Origin of the sequence: Paenibacillus sp. FSL R5-0470 (assembly GCF_037975205.1) — a bacterium.
Classification (GTDB): domain Bacteria; phylum Bacillota; class Bacilli; order Paenibacillales; family Paenibacillaceae; genus Paenibacillus_AQ.
In genome coordinates, this window is sequence record NZ_CP150238.1 from 3809439 (window position 1) to 3828438 (window position 19000).

Annotated in this window: 15 protein-coding genes; 1 reads left to right on the top strand and 14 read right to left on the bottom strand. The window is 46.0% G+C overall.

Features of this window, described 5'->3' with window-relative positions; all coding sequences use genetic code 11:
* Positions 1-115 precede the first annotated feature (115 nt).
* From glnA to mutS, 13 genes are all read right to left on the bottom strand, one after another.
* Complete coding sequence (gene glnA, locus MKY99_RS16735) at positions 116-1444, bottom strand: type I glutamate--ammonia ligase (protein WP_042128352.1); 1329 nt, start codon at positions 1442-1444, stop codon at positions 116-118.
* 33 nt (positions 1445-1477) lie between these two features.
* Positions 1478-1888: a MerR family transcriptional regulator gene (locus MKY99_RS16740; RefSeq protein ID WP_042128355.1), complete on the bottom strand. Its 411-nt coding sequence runs from the start codon at positions 1886-1888 to the stop codon at positions 1478-1480.
* A gap of 83 nt (positions 1889-1971) precedes the next feature.
* Entirely contained in the window at positions 1972-3225 is a 1254-nt protein-coding gene (locus tag MKY99_RS16745) for a methionine gamma-lyase family protein (protein WP_339265115.1), read from the bottom strand.
* 133 nt (positions 3226-3358) lie between these two features.
* Positions 3359-4648: a GTPase HflX gene (gene hflX, locus MKY99_RS16750; RefSeq protein WP_042188885.1), complete on the bottom strand. Its 1290-nt coding sequence runs from the start codon at positions 4646-4648 to the stop codon at positions 3359-3361.
* A 40-nt stretch (positions 4649-4688) separates the two neighbouring features.
* The gene (locus MKY99_RS16755; protein WP_339265117.1) at positions 4689-5654 is read right to left on the bottom strand and encodes an AAA family ATPase; all 966 of its coding nucleotides are present in this window, start codon (positions 5652-5654) and stop codon (positions 4689-4691) included.
* 93 nt (positions 5655-5747) lie between these two features.
* Positions 5748-6404, bottom strand: a complete 657-nt coding sequence (locus MKY99_RS16760) for a YdcF family protein (protein WP_339265119.1) — start codon at positions 6402-6404, stop codon at positions 5748-5750.
* Between the two features lie 4 nt (positions 6405-6408).
* The gene (locus tag MKY99_RS16765; RefSeq protein WP_042128364.1) at positions 6409-6963 is read right to left on the bottom strand and encodes a DUF402 domain-containing protein; all 555 of its coding nucleotides are present in this window, start codon (positions 6961-6963) and stop codon (positions 6409-6411) included.
* A gap of 210 nt (positions 6964-7173) precedes the next feature.
* Entirely contained in the window at positions 7174-9744 is a 2571-nt protein-coding gene (locus tag MKY99_RS16770; RefSeq protein WP_339265121.1) for a PBP1A family penicillin-binding protein, read from the bottom strand.
* 139 nt (positions 9745-9883) lie between these two features.
* The gene (hfq, locus tag MKY99_RS16775; protein WP_042128368.1) at positions 9884-10123 is read right to left on the bottom strand and encodes an RNA chaperone Hfq; all 240 of its coding nucleotides are present in this window, start codon (positions 10121-10123) and stop codon (positions 9884-9886) included.
* A gap of 19 nt (positions 10124-10142) precedes the next feature.
* Positions 10143-11123 (bottom strand): tRNA (adenosine(37)-N6)-dimethylallyltransferase MiaA, encoded by a 981-nt coding sequence (gene miaA, locus MKY99_RS16780; protein ID WP_076283510.1) that lies wholly within the window; start codon positions 11121-11123, stop codon positions 10143-10145.
* Positions 11101-11892, bottom strand: coding sequence for a class I SAM-dependent methyltransferase (locus MKY99_RS16785; RefSeq protein WP_339265123.1), 792 nt, complete (start codon positions 11890-11892; stop codon positions 11101-11103). The genes miaA and MKY99_RS16785 overlap by 23 nt, the downstream gene beginning before the upstream one ends.
* A 42-nt stretch (positions 11893-11934) precedes the next feature.
* Positions 11935-13920, bottom strand: a complete 1986-nt coding sequence (mutL, locus tag MKY99_RS16790; RefSeq protein WP_339271688.1) for a DNA mismatch repair endonuclease MutL — start codon at positions 13918-13920, stop codon at positions 11935-11937.
* 32 nt (positions 13921-13952) lie between these two features.
* On the bottom strand, positions 13953-16706 hold the full coding sequence (gene mutS / locus MKY99_RS16795; RefSeq protein ID WP_339265126.1) for a DNA mismatch repair protein MutS: 2754 nt from the start codon (positions 16704-16706) through the stop codon (positions 13953-13955).
* A gap of 275 nt (positions 16707-16981) precedes the next feature.
* Between mutS and MKY99_RS16800 the strand changes: the two genes are divergently transcribed.
* Positions 16982-17779: a GNAT family N-acetyltransferase gene (locus MKY99_RS16800; protein ID WP_339265128.1), complete on the top strand. Its 798-nt coding sequence runs from the start codon at positions 16982-16984 to the stop codon at positions 17777-17779.
* 114 nt (positions 17780-17893) lie between these two features.
* Here the strand turns inward: MKY99_RS16800 and MKY99_RS16805 are convergent, their stop codons facing one another.
* Positions 17894-18886 (bottom strand): hypothetical protein, encoded by a 993-nt coding sequence (locus tag MKY99_RS16805; protein WP_339265130.1) that lies wholly within the window; start codon positions 18884-18886, stop codon positions 17894-17896.
* Positions 18887-19000 lie beyond the last annotated feature (114 nt).

Consider the following 19000-nt stretch of genomic DNA (forward strand, 5'->3'; position numbering starts at 1 on the left):
AACTACATTTTTAGGGGGCATTACGGGGGCGCTCATTAACCTTCCACAAAACCTCCAAACCTTACCCACACAGAAAAAAACCCTTAACACCAATGGTGTCAAGGGTTTAACAGTTCTAGTAAAGAGTCATATATTGCGCTCTTTCCCACTCGTGAACTTGTGTGCGGTAGATATCCCATTCGATTTCTTTTAGCTCGTAGAAGTGAGCCAAAGCATGTTCGCCGAGAGCTTCGGTTATAACATGACTACGGATCATTTCGCTAAGTGCTTCTTTCAAATCGGATGGCAAGCTTGGAATGCCTTCTTCGATGCGCTCTTCTTCAGACATCACATAGATGTTACGGTCAATCGGAGCCGGAAGATCAAGCTTACGTTTAATTCCGTCAAGACCTGCTTTCAACATAACAGCAAGTGCGAGGTAAGGGTTAGCTGCTGGGTCCGGGTTACGAACCTCAACACGTGTGCTAAGACCTCTAGAAGCCGGAATACGAATCATTGGGCTACGGTTACTTGCAGACCAAGCTACGTAGCAAGGTGCTTCATAACCAGGAACAAGGCGTTTGTATGAGTTCACTGTTGGGTTAGTAATCGCTGCAAAAGCACGAGCGTGCTTCAAAATACCAGCCATGTAGTAACGTGCAGTTTTGCTCAGACCCAGTTTGTCGCTTTCGTCGTAGAACATGTTTTCTTTGCCTTTAAACAAGGATTGGTGAGCGTGCATACCAGATCCGTTGATACCGAACAATGGTTTAGGCATAAAAGTTGCATGCAGGCCGTGTTGACGGGCTACCGTTTTCACGACGAGCTTAAAGGTTTGAATTTGGTCAGCAGCAGTAATCGCGTCAGCATATTTAAAGTCAATTTCATGCTGGCCCGAAGCTACTTCATGGTGGGAAGCTTCGATTTCAAAGCCCATTTCTTCAAGGGTCAGTACGATTTCACGACGACAGTTTTCCCCTAAATCCGTTGGCGCTAAGTCAAAGTATCCGCCTTGGTCGTTCAATTCCGTAGTAGGATTGCCTCTTTCGTCTGTCTTGAATAGGAAGAATTCAGGTTCTGGTCCAACGTTCATAGCTGTGAAACCCATTTCTTCTGCTTCCTTCAGACAACGTTTGAGGATACCACGCGGGTCTCCAGCAAAAGGTGTACCATCTGGCATGTAGACGTCACAAATCAGACGAGCTACACGACTATCAGTCACCCAAGGGAAGATTACCCATGTATCTAGGTCAGGGAAGAGATACATATCAGATTCTTCAATCCGTACATAACCTTCGATGGAAGAACCATCAAACATCATTTTATTATCAAGCGCTTTTTCCAATTGGCTAACTGGAATCTCTACATTCTTGATAGTACCTAATAGATCCGTAAATTGCAGACGAATAAAACGAACATTCTCTTCCTTGGCAATGCGTAAAATATCCTCTTTAGAAAAGCTCATGTGATCCTCTCCCTTTCGAACTTCTATATATTATTATTTATTAAAAAACCGGGATAACTCACCTTGAATCAGAGACACTTGTCCCGGTCTTTTACCGGAAACTAGTTCTTGCTTCAGCATTCGGTGAAGCTGGGAATCGGATAACTCTCTACGTCTTACCTCTGTATCAGGGGTAATAACAGTAGCTTCCTCAGATTCCTTAGAGACAGGATTCATTACTTGCTTAATGCCAGCAATATTAACACCCTTCTCGATCAGAGCTTTAATTTCTAATAGGCGCTCAACATCATTAAAAGAGAACAAACGCTGATTCCCCGACGTACGTGCTGGTACGATCAGACTGTGCTGCTCATAATAACGAATTTGTCTCGCGGACAAATCAGTCAGCTTCATTACAATTCCAATAGGAAATAATGCCATATTTCTGCGGATTTCATCACCCATGACTCATCCAACCTTCCAATGATCTTTTTCTGATCTCATTGTACATTTCCTAATACAGCGTGTCAATGGTATGTGAGATATTCTTACAGCAATTTTCTTTCACGCATACTTTGAAGTGCCATCAAAACGCCATATTTAACATGTGAATAGGTTAACCCGCCTTGCATATAGCCAATATAAGGAGCCCGTATAGGCGCATCTGCAGATAACTCCAAGCTTCCACCTTGTATAAACGTACCTGCAGCCATAATAACAGGATGTTCATAACCTGGCATATCCCAAGGCTCTGGTACCACATGGCTGTCCACAGCCGCAGCGCGTTGTATGCCCTGAACAAAGGCAATTAAGTGTTCTGGTCCATCAAAAGAAACCGCCTGAATCAAATCTGTACGAGGCTCGTTCCACGCTGGCTTTGTCTCAAACCCGCAACGCTGAAATACGGATGCAGCAAAAATACTCCCTTTTAAAGCTTGTCCGACCGTGTGCGGTGCCATAAACAACCCTTGGTAAAGCCCACGTGTTGTTCCTAACATAGCCCCTACTTCACCACCTATGCCAGGAGCGGTTAATCGATAAGCTGCCAATTCTACAAGATCCTGTCGGCCACAAATATAACCGCCTGTCTCAGCAATACCGCCACCCGGATTCTTAATTAACGATCCTGCTACTAGATCCACACCAACCTGTGGAGGCTCAAGCTCTTCGGTAAACTCACCATAACAATTGTCTACGAAGACAATCACTTCCGGTTTCAACGCCTTTACCCTCGAAGTCATTTCACCAATTTCAGCCACTGTGAAAGAAGCACGCCAATCATATCCTCGTGACCTTTGGATTCCAATCACTTTAGTATTTTCGTTAATAGCGAGAGCTACCTCTTCCCAATCGATCTTGCCATCTGCAGTAAGAGCAACCTCCCGGTAAGTAATTCCGAAATCTGCGAGTGAACCTGTCCCATCCCCTGTGTGACCAATTACCTTATGTAAGGTATCGTACGGACGTCCTGTGATGTATAGCAGCTCATCTCCTGGACGCAGTACACCAAATAGGGCTGTTGATATGGTGTGTGTTCCTGAAGCGAAATGCGGGCGTACCAGTGCAGATTCCGCACCAAAAACGTCAGCATAGACAAGATCCAACACTTCACGGCCACGGTCATTATACGCATACCCCGTTGAACCGGCAAAGTGAAAATCACTGACTTGATGACGCTGGAACGCTTCTATAACCTTCCACTGATTCTTATCTACAATACGATCAAGGGCTTTGACAGCGCCTTCTATTTCAACTTCTGCGGCCTCTGCCGCGCTCAAAATATCCTCTGCAAAAACTACCATTCGTTCATATTCGCTCCTTACATTTACTTGCCATCATAATGACAGAAAGCGGCAGTAAACTGACGCTTTCTAGATTAGCTATTATTTTATACCTATAAACGAAGCATTTCCACCTTAGGAATGACTGACAAGATTACTGCTGGTCCACAAAATCAGCAAGCATGTAACCCCATTTGTCATAATCCTCTTTATTAAGACGAACGTTATAGAGCACATCGTTCTCATCATATGTCGTTTCCAGAACCTCTCCCACCCTGTACAGCAAGGAAGAAATGTCACCTCGATCTCCGGGAATGCGGAAATTGAGTGTGTCGCCAGCCAATTCATCGGCGATCATTTCGGTAATCCGTGTTAAATCTTCAGGATTAAATGCACTGATCTTCAAGTATCCTGTACCTGTAGGCAACATTTCCAGTTGCTCAGGCTGACATAGATCAATTTTATTAAAAAGTACGATTTGCGGTGTACCAGATGCACCTAGATCCTGCAAGATGGATTGGACAATCTCCATCTGCTCCTCACGCATTGGTGAAGAGGCATCCACCACATGTAGCACCAAATTGGCCTCATTCACTTCCTCCAGCGTTGCACGGAAAGATGCGACAAGATCATGCGGAAGATTCTGAATGAAGCCTACAGTATCCGTAAGCACGACTTCTTTACCACCTGCTAGCTCAAGCACACGTGAAGTAGGGTCCAGTGTGGCAAACAACTGGTTTTCAATATAGACATCCGCATCGGTTAGTTGCTTAAGCAGCGTTGATTTCCCTGCATTCGTATACCCAACAAGTGCGACTTGCACCGCTCCCGCCTTGCGGCGACGCTCTCGATGTAGCTCACGAGTCTTAACAACCTCATCCAGCTGGCGTTTCAGCTCCGTAATCCGATCACGAATATGTCGGCGATCGGTTTCCAGTTTACTTTCACCTGGACCTCTGGTACCAATTCCTCCACCTAGTCTGGATAAGTTCTTCCCTTGTCCGGAAAGCCGGGGTAACAGATAGGACAATTGTGCCAGCTCTACCTGAATAATTCCTTCTCGCGTCTTCGCACGCCCCGCAAAAATATCCAGAATAAGCTGCGTCCGGTCAATAATCTTAAGATCCAGCGCCTCCTCAAGGTTCCGTACTTGGGCTCCGGACAATTCTTGATCAAAGATAGCTGTATTAGCCCCGAGAGCATCAGCAGCCATCCGTAGCTCTTCTACTTTACCTTTACCAATAAACCATCTAGAATCAGGCGTTTCCTTGTTTTGACGCAGCACATCCAGAACTTCAACACCAGCGGTTTCGGCTAATTGCACTAATTCCTGTAGTGAAAGCTCTGGATCAATTCCGGTTCTTTTAATTTTATCTGTGACGAGACTTACCAATATCGCTCGATCTTGTACATCTGTTTCCGTATCATGCGTTGTTATTGCCATGTATGTCATGCTCCTTATGACGGTGATAGTATCCTGTAATTCATAATTTGAAATCCTCAGTTCGAAGCGTCATTAATTCCTGCTTGCCTGGGCTGGTACTTTCATACTGGTTTAACAGTCTTACAGCCTGACCCCGAACAGCTTTCTCAATGGCGTTGCGAACATACCGCGCATTACTGAAAGCATGAAGACTCTCCGTCTTCTCTACTAACAAATGCTGCTTTAACTTGAGTATCGCCTGTGGCATCAAAATATAGTCGCGATCTTTTGCCATGAGTTCAGCAATTTGCAGCAGTTGATCGATCGTATAATCAGGAAATTCCACCTGTATCGGAAACCGTGAAGGCAATCCGGGATTGCTCATCAAAAAATACTCCATCTCCCCAGAGTACCCCGCTAAGATAAGTATAAATTGACTGCGATGATCCTCCATGGCCTTGACGAGCGTATCAATCGCTTCTTTTCCAAAATCCTTTTCTCCACCCCGAGCGAGGCTATAAGCCTCATCGATAAACAAAATACCACCCAAAGCCTTTTTTACCAGATCGCGAGTCTTCTGTGCTGTATGACCGATGTATTCTCCTACAAGGTCGGCTCTCTCCACCTCAATGAGATGTCCTTTGGTCAGTACACCCATACGTTGAAACAGCTTAGCCACGATTCTAGCCACGGTTGTCTTGCCAGTTCCGGGATTCCCTTTAAAAACCATGTGATAAGCTTGCCCACCGCTTGCTAGTCCTGCCTCAGTTCGCATTTGAGTAATCTGTAACAAGGCGTAAATTTCAAAGACTAGCTCTTTGATATTGTCCAGACCCACTAAACCTTCCAATTCTTGCGTTAACTCTTGGAACAGGCTAGTGTGGCCGTGATTTTTTGGAGGTACCGGCCGACTCTCTCCAGAAGGGTTAGTTATAGCCGGAGGCTCTTGACTCCGCAATACAATATTGATTTGTCGAGACGGTCTTTCTTCCTCCCGTCCACTGGCCGCTGCTACGCGTCCGCTCATCGGTATCACCTCATTATCCAGGGCTGACTTCTCTAATCAAGTCTATTCCAGTAAATGAAGTGTTATTAGAAGATTCGGGATTTTTTGGACAAATCACAGGAATAGCTGCTGAAGCTTCCATTTCGTATAGGCTAGAATCTCACGTGTTTTATGTCTTGTCATCGATAGAACGGTGGATTCTGTAAGTCCCAGCTCAGGATTCACAAATCCAAGCTCGTCAGCAATTTCATGAGCCCGCCACCCATGATAAGTATGCGTAATAATTATTGCTGAAGACAAACCTTCACGTGCCATAATCTCTTTACTAAACAAAAGATTCTCGTAAGTGCTGGTAGCTTCATTCTCTACGTAAATGGCGCTATCTGGCACTCCTTTAGCAACCAAATAATTACGCATTCCTTGAGCTTCTGTGTATTGTAAATCAGGTTTATCTAAACCACCAGATACAATAAGATGTGGGAACATCCCTTTTTGATAAAGCTTCAGTCCGTAATCCAGCCGTTCCTTAAGTCCTGGGCTAGGCTCATCCCCCCACATCGACATGCCAAGAATGATCCCAACATCCGCCTTTTGCATAGGATCTGTGGTGGCAGCTTTATTAATATTGTTTAACGCATAAGCACACCACAACAATCCAGCAATCACAATTATCGATAAAGCGATAAGCAACGTTCGTTTCGTCCAGAATCTGCGTTTTTTGGAAACAATCCGAATCGGGGAAGACCCTCTTCCGTAGACATACCATTCCATTTCTTTATTTCCTCCTGAATTCTCCATGATGAAATAATTCGGCACGATGCTTCAAAGATAGTGAGAAATAAGGGAAAGCATGAGCATCGATGCCGCGTAAAATAGTATTGGCTGTCTCCCAGGCGAGTTTATAATCACTCTCGGAAATATCTTCCCTCTCCAGCGCTTCCTCTAATTCATCCTCATCAAGCAAGAAAACCTCGCCGTTCCAAAGCACAACCACATCCAGATACAAATCATCAAACCATGGAACGCCTTGGTCTGTGACGCCCTGCACCTTGCAGGTGTCTATGTACCATTGAATGATATTTTGCCGTTCGTCGAACATAGCCGTCACAATATAGTGACTGTCTTTTGGGAAATATTGCAGCCAGGAATAACCTTTATCCGCAATACGATATGTATGCCGTCCATAGCTCTTCCACAGTGGTTCTTTCAGCCCGTAGATGGTATAAAGCGTAATATATCCGCTGAATTCCCGGCTCTCCACATAGCGGCAGGCAAAATGGCGACGCGTAATCCGGCGCCAGTTGGCCCGGTCTCCGAATTTACGTTTCATAGAAATTACCCTCTCCAGTATGGTTTCTTCAGCTTACCACATTTAGAGGATACACTCAAAACATCCCGCAAAATACAGCAAATTTTTATCACAGATTCGATTAGAAAAATATGGAGTTATAAAAGAAAGAAGCTGTCCCATAAGTAGCATTCACTACTTTTGAGACAGCCTCAGGAAAAGAAAAGCTAACTTCATAAATTCAAAGCATCACTATTGAACAGAAGAATCACCATTCACATTGCTAGCCTCTTGATCAGGGCTTTGTGTTGCATTACCACTGTCATTCCCCGAACTTCCGCCTCCAGAAGGTACATCTGGCGGAGCGGTAGGTATCGGTGTTGCTGACGGTGGAGGCGTAGTGAATTCAGGCAAGGTTCCTGTTCCACCATTATTCCCACTTCCATCGTTGCCACCACCATTATTACCACCGTTGCCATTATCCCAGCCATTGTCTCCACCATTCTCAGGGGTTGGTGTCGGGAGATTAGGATCAATGGTTGGCTCAGGTGTTGGCATCTCATCCTGCACAGAGACTGTAACCACATTCGATGGTTCACTTTCTACTTGGGTTGCAGGATCGTAGGAAGTAACATAATACTCGTAAACCAGACCAGGCATTGCACTAAAGTCTCCTGCACTAGTCGTGACCGTATTTAACAGTAGACCGAAATCAGCCTCGGATGTCTCTCTCCGATAAATACGATATTCTACACCCGCAACAGGAACTGCCTGCCAGCCCAGATTTACTGTCATCGTAGATGGATCATAAGCTGCAGTAAGACCACTAACATTCTTAGCTGGTTCAGGTGTTTCTGTAGGTGCAGGAGCGATTTCATTATCTAGCTGTGGGAAGGACTTCTTAGGAACATCCCTTAACGCTTCCTCCATCACTTTACCCCAGAATGCTGCGGCAAGCCCACTGCTATTCTTAAGCAGATGTTTCTTGCCTGGCTTGTCATAACCCATCCACACCGCTGCTGTCCATTCTGGTGTGTAACCTACGAACCATACGTCGCGGTTCGAGCTGATTCCAGAATATCCACTTTGAGTCGTACCGGTCTTACCGGCAACAGGACGGTCAATCCTTGCTTTTCTACCCGTACCACTCTCTACAACCCTTTGCATCATCTCGGTCATTTGATAAGCCGTTTCCTTACTCATAACACGGTCAGGCGTTGTATTAGCCTTGAAGACGGTCTCTCCACTACTATCCGAGATCGATTTAATGGAATAGGATTCTCGTAGTTCACCGCCATTTGCAAAAGCACTGTAGGCTTGCGCCATTTCCAGTGTATTCGTTCCTTTGCTCATACCTCCGAGAGCCAGTGAGAGGTTCTTGTCTTCATCTTCCAGACCAATCCCCAATTTCTTGGCGAATTTAAATCCGGTATTCACTCCAATTTCATTAAGCAACCAGACCGAAGGAATATTCTCCGATTTCTGTATAGCATCACTCATACTGATACTCTTCGAATATCCGTGAAGGTTAGTTGGGCAATAGTTCGAGAAACACTGCTTCTCGTTGCTAAGTGTAGAATTCATGTCGTATTTTCCAGTTTCCAGTGCTGGAGCATAAGCAACGATTGGTTTAAAGGCTGAACCTGGAGAACGTCGGCTGCCATTTACACGGCTGTAGCCTTTTTTCTCGTAATTCCGTCCACCTAGAAGTGCGACAATGCCGCCATTCTCTTGATTCACGATGGTCATAGAACCTTGTACCAGCTCATCGTCTACACTCTTCTCGAAGTTATCACTGTTTGCAAAAGCATCCTCTACGGTTTCTTGAGCGTGCTTATCCATCGTGGTGTAAATCTTGTAACCACCAATATTCAGATCATCCTCGGATAAGCCAAACTTCTCTTCTGCTTCTTCCACTGCGAAGTCAATAAAAGCTTGATAACGCTGTTTCTTTTCAGGTGGCTTATAATTATAATCCACGGCTTGTGCTTCGTCTCTCTCTTGCTCCGTAATATAACCTTGTTCGTACATGAGCTGAAGTACTACTGCACGACGTTCCTTTGAAAGATCTGGGTTACGCAGAGGGTTGTAACGAGAAGGTCCCTTAGGCATCGCAGCCAATGTTGCAATTTCCCAAACCTTCAGATCATTCAGATCACTCTTACCAAAATATCTTTCCGATGCTGCTTTAATTCCGTAGATCGTACCCCCAAAGTTTATTCGGTTCAGGTACATCGTAATGATCTCTTCTTTAGATTTCTGGTTCTCCAATGCTACAGCAATGGATACCTCAGTCGCTTTACGGAAAAATGTTTTATCCCGTGTCAAAAAGATGTTTTTGGCCAGCTGCTGAGTAATGGTACTACCACCTTCTACCATGCTGCGTGCAGCAATATCTTTTACCGCTGCCCGGCCGATTGACCATAAATCCACACCAGAATGCTCAAAGAAGCGTTTATCTTCTGTGGCCACAAAGGCATTGATCAATAACGGTGGAATCTTCTCATACTCTACAGGATCGCTTTTCTCAAGCGATAATTCGCCGATTAAATTAGCATTGCGGTCATATACTTTTGTAGTTTCATTTACGGTCAGCTTGTCTTGGTTCTCTAGGAGAAGTTTTTGCCCATTCAGCATAATGAACAGATAACCGCCAAGCGCACAGAAAATGGCCAACGCTGTAGCAAAGAACAAGCTCCACAGCACACGCTTTTTAGTCAAAAACTTCTTTTTCTTCTTACTTTTCGGTTTTGGTTTTGAATTGGAACTGGACGATCCTCTATTTCTATTGTTGTTCGTCCTTGATGTATCATCTCTAGACATGATGCCTCCTGACTCCCTTCCTTGAATAAATCATGTATGGACTTCTCTGAATGAAAAGAACAACCTTCTCAGGTTGCTCTCTCACACTCTATTCAAACGATTTATTAACAAGAAAGGTTTCACTTCAATTTTGTTAATGTTATTCTTCGTTACTATTGTCCTGCATAAGTGACACACTGCGCTGTGGTGTAAAAGTGGAAATCGCGTGCTTATACACCATTTGCTGGCGTCCATCACTGTCAATAACGATTGTAAAATTGTCGAATGCTTTAATAATTCCCCGGATTTGAAAGCCGTTGGTCAAGTATACTGTAGCAGGGATATTTTCTTTGCGTAGTTGGTTCAAGAATGTATCTTGGATGTTAATGGACTTGTTCATATGACGTACCCCCAATGGTTCAATTATATTGTTCAGAAGTATATTCAAGACCTGAGAGAAACTTTCCTGCTATTATAGCACGTATTTTCGAGAAATTCTCAGAAAAGTTTTGCTCACCTTCGACATCGATCCACTCGATTTCCTTCATGTGGCGAAACCATGACAACTGTCTTTTGGCGAATCGGCGAGTATCGCGTTTAAGCAGTATCACAGCTTCCTCAAGCGTCAGTTCCCCTGCGAGGTAAGCGGCAATTTCCTTGTAGCCCAGTCCCTGCATGGACACAAGGCTTCTGCTGTAGCCGTTTTCCAGCAGTCCCTTCACCTCAGCAACAAGACCATCCGCAAGCATGCTATCAATTCGGTCCTCAATACGTTTATATAGTATTTTCCGGTCCATTGTCAAACCGATAAGGCATAAGTCATAGGGCGACTCCTTTTTTTGAGCTGCATGAGAAGCGGAAAGTGTAGTGTTTGTCTGGTGATGAATTTCCAGTGCCCGTATAATTCTACGACGGTCATTCGGATGCAATTTCGCTGCACTGACCGGATCAACGGCTTCAAGTCTGGCATGCAATGCAAGCGCTCCATGTTCTTCTGCAAATTGATCCTGTTCTTTACGGAAAGCTTCGTCAGCCACAGCTTCAGAGAATTGAAAACCGTAACATAAGGACTCAATATAGAGACCCGTTCCCCCAACAATAAATGGAAGTTTCCCACGACTGCTTATCTCTTCGATAAGTCTGCTACCTTGTTCCTGAAATTCAGCAGCAGAATATGGGTCCTGTGGATCATGAATGTCGATTAAGTGGTGAGGAATTCCCATCATCTCAGCTGGAGTAATCTTAGCTGTACCAATATCCATACCACGATAAACCTGCATCGAATCGCCAGAAATAATCTCTGCGTTATATGCAGCCGCAAGCTCCAAACTTAACCTGGTTTTACCTACAGCTGTTGGTCCTAATAAGACTAGAACCTTATGTCTCTCTTTTGTTGTCAATGTGTATCACCCCGTACGATGTTTTGGAGTTGCTCCGGAGCAGCTCTGTAAAGCCAAGCCTTTCGAATTCGCCACTCAGAGCCTTTTCTTTCAAAAGAACAGTTTTACGGGCCACTCTTACCGCCTCAGCTACACTCTCTAGTGATAATGCTGCACGATTAGCAAACTGCCGCAGGGGGGAAATCGAAGCAGAACCGGTCAGCGGCACTCGGAACATAGGATCAAAGTACACAATATCTACACTTCGATCCGGTAGAGCACGTAAGTAGTCCAAATGTTCACTATGAACGACATTAATTCTACGCAAGGCCTCATTAACCCTTACTTGCCCAGAGGTATAATGCCGCATCCCTTCATAGAGCAGTGCAAACAGCGGCAATGAGCTCTCCAGAGCGGTAATCTCTGAGGACTCACCACCATGCACAGCAAATAGCAACGAATCAGCACCTAGACCCGCTGTGCAATCTAGTACGCTATCTCCGGGAAGCATTCGAGCAGCGACAAGCATCGGTTCTATATCACCCTTCAGAATCCGTTTCGCACGAACGAAGCCCATGCTTGGGTGAAACTCCATTGGCTCCATCCCTAATCGGTGTAAACGAACGGCTTCTTGAGAAAGAATTAGTATATCCTCATCTCCATAGTGTTCCACCATCTTGGGTATAGAGAATTTCTCGCGTGGAGCGTATTTACAGCCCGTTCTTTCTGCGAGATTCTGAGCTCGCTCTACAATATCCATTATCGGGCTATAACCCGTAGTTATAATCATGTTGCCTCCAGTCATACTTACAACAAATTTCTAATCGTACAATTACATCACCCGTTTGAACAATTTCTCTAAATCATAGGATGAAAAAGAAATCACAATCGGACGCCCATGTGGACAAGTATACGGCTGTCTGCATGCTGCCAGACGAGACAACAAGGCCTCGACTTCCTGTTCTGTTAGTTTCTGGTTGGCTTTGATGGAGGCTTTACACGAGCATAGAATAGACGATTTCTCTCGTAGCTTTGCTAGGTCAATCAATCGTTCACTCAAGACCCACTCCGCCATTTCTTCAACGATCGCCTTCTCCTCGCCTTCAGGAAACCAATACGGCAAAGATCGAATCAGAAAAGTCTGTCCTCCAAAATGTTCAAGGTACACTCCAGCCTGCTGAAACCAATGTAAACGTTCACTAAGTTGACGACTTTCCGAAGGCGTGAACTCAAGCGTAATTGGCAAAAGCAGATCCTGAGAAGCGTCTTCAGGACGACCGAACTTCTCATAAAAAAACTCGTAATTTATGCGTTCGTGAGCCGCATGTTGATCAATGAGATACAGCCCGCCGTCATTCTGAGCGATAATATAAGTCCCATGATGCTGTCCGATATAATTTAGTTCCGGGAAGGCAGGAAGCCCAGGTTCTTCATCGACTGGCGGTGCCCATAACGCTTGGGCAGAAGGAATCTGCTTCTGCAGGGATGAAGCTTCTTGCGGGCGATACCCATTAGCATAGTTGTTGCTCACATTATTTTGACGTCCTTGTGAAGAGGAAGACTGGTATCCTGACCCGTAGGATGGAGCCGTTTCACGGGTCATCGGAGTATCAATCTGCCTCTCTTTTCTGAACTCACTGGCGCTCTGTTCAACATTTGATGGTTGTTGTCTACTAAAGGAACTACCAGATCCCTGAGGAACTGGATCCTTGCCCACCTCAGACGGTGGGGGTGCCGGAACTGACCCTTTAGAAAAAGCAAACTGCTCCTGTATAAATGAACTGCTGCCCTTTGGCCCAATGGTTTCTTTACCTGGACGCGGTATCAAACTTTGCCCTAACAACACTTTACGAATTTCTTGTTCAACAAACGTGTAAAGCTCATTCTCCTTACTAAACCGAACCTCCAGCTTAGCTGGATGAACATTGACGTCCACAAGTGAAGGATGCATGTCCAGTTCGAGCACCAGCAGTGGATAGCGGTTAATAGGAAGTAAAGTATGATAAGCACGCATGATCGCTGCGTTTAGACCATTGCTGCGAATATATCGTCCTCCCACAATGGTAGTCACTGCGTTTCGATTTGAGCGTGTCCATTCCGGACGACTTATATAACCAGAAATACGATAATCCAAGTCCTCTGCCGTAATCGGCAACATAGCCTTGGCTGCGGAGGTTCCGTACACCGCTGCGATCACTTGCAGCAGATCACCATTACCAAGCGTGTGCAGCAGCTGATTGCCATTATGATGCAAGGTAAAAGAGATTCCCGGATGGGCTAACGCCATTCGATACATGGCATCCGATATATGACCAAGCTCCGTCTGGATACTCTTCATGTATTTCAGCCGTGCCGGTGTGTTGAAAAATAATTCACGCACCGCTAGATCGCTCCCACGGCCCGAAGGGGAATCTTCATTCCGAATTAAATTACCACCCTCAATATCAATCAGGCGTCCTTTGCCGTCATCGGCAGTAGCCGTTAGAAGAGAGACTTTGGATACCGCAGCAATACTGGGGAGCGCCTCACCACGGAACCCTAGGCTAGTGATCTGGAATAGATCACGCCCATTAGCGATTTTACTTGTAGCATGGCGATAAAAAGCGGTCTCGCAATCCTCAGGCTCGATCCCTGAGCCGTTATCTTTCACTCGGATGCTCTGTAAACCGCCTTCCTCCACCGAAACCTCAATCCTTGTGCTTCCTGCGTCAATAGCATTCTCAACTAGCTCCTTCACAACAGAAGCTGGTCGCTCTACAACTTCACCCGCAGCAATCTGGTTGGCAATATGCTCGTCCAATATATGAATTTTGGCCAATTTCATTCACCTCTTATTTAGGCAATCAATAATTAAAGATCCTTTGCTTTCATCTTCAGGTCGTTCAGCAGACTCATAGCCTGAAGCGGAGTCATATTCATAAGATCTGCGTTACGCACAGAAGTGATGAATTCTTTTATCGCAGGATTCTCTTGTACTTCAATTACTACAGCCGACTGATTTGCACTACCCTTCCGATGCTTACGTGGTTCTTCCTCGCCAAAGATAGACAGTTGAACTACTTCATCTGCTATTGATGAATAGGAGTCTCCAGGAATCCCCGAAGTTTCTGCGATGACACTATCGGGTTGTTGGATAGATGTAGTTGCGACCTCTTTTGCAGCGGCCTGACTTTCTAGTCCACCCCCATAATGAATAGAGGAACCACCTGGATGAGCCGCCTGCTCGATACTCTGAAGTAGACCGTAAGCACGATCAATGATCCCTTCAGGAAGCCCTGCTAGGCGTGCACAATAAATCCCATAGCTACTGTCTGCTGCTCCCGGAACAAGCTTACGCAGGAAGTTTACTTTATCCCCGCTCTCCTGTACGGCCATAGAATAATTTTTAAGCCCTTTAAGGCTTTCTTCTAAGTGGGCCAATTCATGAAAATGCGTCGAAACTAAAGCTTTGCAAGAAATGGTATCGTGCACATACTCAATTACCGCTTGTGCAATCGCCATGCCCTCACTCGTCGATGTTCCTCTACCAAGCTCATCAATGATAATTAAACTCCGGGCTGTTGCTTTTTCTGTCATGACCTGTATGTCGGCCATTTCTACCATAAATGTACTCTGACCTCCGATCAAATCATCAGCTGCCCCAATACGAGTAAAGATTCGATCAATTAGCGGAACTTCTGCACTGGTGGCCGGAACGAAACAGCCAATTTGAGCCATAATACAAATGAGTGCAACCTGCCGCATATAGGTACTTTTCCCAGCCATATTAGGACCAGTGATCAAAAGAATATTTCCATCTTCTTTACTTAGCGTACTTCCGTTTGCTATAAATGCCGAATCCTTTAACACAGCCTCCACGACAGGATGACGACCACCTTCAAGTCGAAGATCGTACCCATCCGATAGGACGGGTTTTACGAAGCGATGCTCGGCACTGACGGCTGCCAGACATTGATACACATCAATCTCAGCTACCTTTTCTGCAAGATTCTGCAGTCGCGGAATTTGGCCGCTGATTCGATCACGCAGTTCAGTAAACAGGCTGTACTCCAAATCTGTCATTTTATCTTGCGCTTCAAGAATCAGTGCCTCTTTCTCTTTAAGCTCAGGTGTAACAAATCGCTCTGCATTTGCAAGCGTCTGCTTACGTTCATAACGCCCTTCCGGCAACGAAGACAGATTGGATTTGGTGATCTCTATGAAATAACCGAAGATTTTGTTATATCCGATCTTCAGTGATTTGATGCCAGTGGCTTGGCGTTCTTTCGCTTCCAGTTCGGCGATCCAACGTTTACCATTACTGCTAGCTTCCCGCAGCTCGTCCAACCGGGCATGATAACCAGAACGGATAATTCCTCCGTCTCTCACGGACACCGGCGCATCTTCGACAATTGCTCGATCTATATCCTCCCGTATCTCGGCACATTCATCCATGCTAGCACCGATCTCGCGTAGGGTTGCAGATCCCGAAGTCATACATAATTCCTTCAAAGCAGGGATTTGTGCCAGTGATAGCTTTAAGGCATTCATGTCACGACCATTCGCACTACCAAAGGCAATACGACCTACCAGCCGCTCTAAATCATAAATTTCCTTCAACGCTAAACGCAGGTCCTCTCGAACAATAAACTGATTGTACAAATAATCAACTGCTTCTAGACGACGTTCGATCGGAGCGCGCTGCAATAGCGGTTTATCTATTCTGCGACGTAACAATCGCGCACCCATGGATGTTTCGGTACGGTCTAGTAGCCATAGAAGAGATCCTTTTTTAGAACGTTCTCGGACCGTCTCTGTTAGCTCCAGATTTCGGCGTGTGAACGGATCAAGAATCATATAATTACCTGGTTCATAAGGAGAAATTTGACTAAGTTGTCCCATTGAACGCCGTTGTGTCTCGTTTAGATAGGAGATTAGCAGTGCTAGACATTGTCCACGTTCTTTCTCCAGACGAACCCATGCGGCTTCACCGAATTGTCGACGTGCCAGCTCCTCCTCACGTTTCTCCCAAGGTGTGTACACAACAGGTTTCGCCAACAGAGGCGTTTCACTACGTAAAAGCTCCAATAACGTCGGGTCTCCGATGATCTCAGCCGGTTCATAAATGCCAATCTCATCGCGCAGCCACTCTGCACCAGATAACACTGAAGTAACATACAATTCACCTGTAGTTAAATCACATGCAGCTAATGCCATCATCCCATCACTTTCGGTTACACAAACAAGATAATTGTTGCTTTTGTCGGCAATGATTTTTCCATCCATAACTGTTCCAGGTGTCACGACACGTACGATATCCCGTTTCACCATTCCCTTTGTGACAGAAGCATCCTCTAATTGCTCACAAATAGCGACTTTATATCCTTTTTCAATCAGGCGTTGAATATAACCCTCGGCGGCGTGATAAGGTACTCCACACATCGGGATCTTCTCTGCGCCCCCGCCTTCGCGACCTGTCAACGTAATTTCAAGCTCCTTGGAAGCCAAAATGGCATCTTCAAAGAACATTTCATAGAAATCGCCCAGTCTAAAAAATAGGAAGGCATCCTTTGCCCCTTCCTTCACTTTTAAATATTGCTCAATCATCGGCGTATATTGTGCCATGGTCAACCTCCATGCCTATTTATTGCTGTCCTTCATTATAACAGAAAATTGGCGTACAAGGTCACCCAGCAACCGCATAGAAGTTCACTCTTCTCGATCCTCAGACAAAAAATCACGAAATCCGACACTATTACTGAAGCTCAATGGGTAGTACCTTTTGTAAATATTTCAAGCATCCATCGTTCATTAGAAAGAGGTGTATTCTTCTGCATTTTAATATTGTAAAATCTTAACACAGAGCGTTAGATCATAAGAAAATAAAAGGAGAATATCAAATGATACGAAGACTTACGGAGGATGATCGGGAACTTCTAATGGCATTGCTACAGAAAGAGCCTGCTCTTAATTTGTTCATCATTGGAGATGTAGAGAATTTCGGGTTTGAACAGGATTTTATGGCATTGTGGGGAGAGATAGATCCATCTGACGGCCTTATAAAAGCCGTTCTATTACGTTTCTATAGAAGCTATCTTCCTTACGCGGATGGGCCGTTTGATGTGGAAGGATTCGCTACAATCATGCGACAAGATAACGAAATTCATATGATTTCTGGTGTAACCGAAGTGGTAAAAGCTTTTGACGGAGTAATTAACTTTAAACAAGAAAAGCAATTGTACTTTGCTGAGCTTAAGGAAATGAATACCAAAATTAAACAGTACTCTTCTTCCGTTGATAACATTAATAAAGCAACCATCCAGGATGTGGAAGCGATTTGTTCGCTTACTGATACAATAGAAGAGTTTGAAAGCAGTCGGGATGGATCGAGAACTAGCCTACGTAAAACATTGGCGACTGGCACTGGCCGTACGTATTATATGAAACGTGAAGATCAGGTGATTACAACGGCCTCAACATCAGCGGAAAATTCCATGTCAGCTATGATCGTAGGGGTTGCCACTCATCAAGCATTCAGAGAGCAAGGATTAGCTACAAGCGTAGTTGCACAGCTATGCACAGACTTACTCTCTGAAGGGAAATCTTTATGCCTCTTTTATGACAACCCTCATGCTGGGGTCATTTACAAACGACTTGGATTTCAAGATATCGGCTCTTGGAGCATCATGTACATATAGACAAGCATAAACGCCTTCGGTGTCCTTATTAGGACGGTAAGCGTTTATGCGAGAAATATTAGATATGAGGGATATGTGAAAAACTAATACTTTCTAATATTTTGAAATATAAGTTCAAGCTTTAACTTTGCTGCACCACAGCTCACGGATATCGCGAGATTCATCCCACGTTCGTTTAGAGGCGATATACTGAAATAAAGGCTCTATGTATTGGGCGGCCTTCTCGTAGCCGCCAAGAGAGCGTAGCTGCGCCAGCAGAGGGGGTACTGCGTCGCGCAGCGGGGATTTATCGCCGTCATAGTAGGCGATATGCAGGTCTTCTAGGTCGAGCGGGCGCAGCGTCAGGTCTTCATAATGGCTCACGATAAGGTGAGCCAGATAGACCGCGCCTTTAGCGATGACCGGGGATACCAGGAAGCTCGGCAAAGTCCGGTACTCAAAGCCGCCATGCGGCTGAATCCGGAAATCGCCGAGCACGCCGTAACGAGGACGACGCGCTCCCGCGCGGACGTCCTCAAGCAAAAGCATCGGCAGCGCGAGATAGTTGTCGAGCGCGCGCAAGAGCGGCGCCGTCAGCGTCACGCCGCTGAAGTGCAAATGGCCGCCGAGGGCCCAGCCCGTCAGCGGCATGCCTCCCGCCCGCCAGCGCAGCGTGCGGTCGGCGATGAGCCGGTCCGCCGTAGCCGCGGCGGACATCAGCTGCGCCAGCAGCGCGCGTGGTTCCCCGCGCGGCTGGGGGCGCAGCTCGGCGAGCCGGCGCGCGCCGCGCGTCCCGGGAGGGCCGGCGTCGCAGCCTGCGACGCCGTCCGTGGGCAGGTACCGCGACGCAGGCACAACGCGGCCCGTGGACTCCCGGAGGATGATAAACTCCGGGTCCATGCCCATGAGCAGGCCGCTGCGGCCTGGCTGCTCCAGAGCAAGGCTCCGTTCCAGCGCTAATGCTGCGGAACGATAAGGCTCTGGCAATGATTTGCCGGAACTCTGTAGTAGTGGAGTGACTCCCTCCACGACATACCTCCGGTTCCCCATTGCCCTCAGCATGACCTCACCGCTATCCAGCCCCAAGCTGTACAAAGTCCGAACAGCAATACGCTGAAGTAATTTCATTACTCCACGCCATACTCCTGGTGCAGCCCCCATTGATACGCTGCTATCGACACTATCCATTCGCACAGCCCCGGCTAGCAAATCGGAGGCTGCGCGCATACCTGGGCCTGCTCC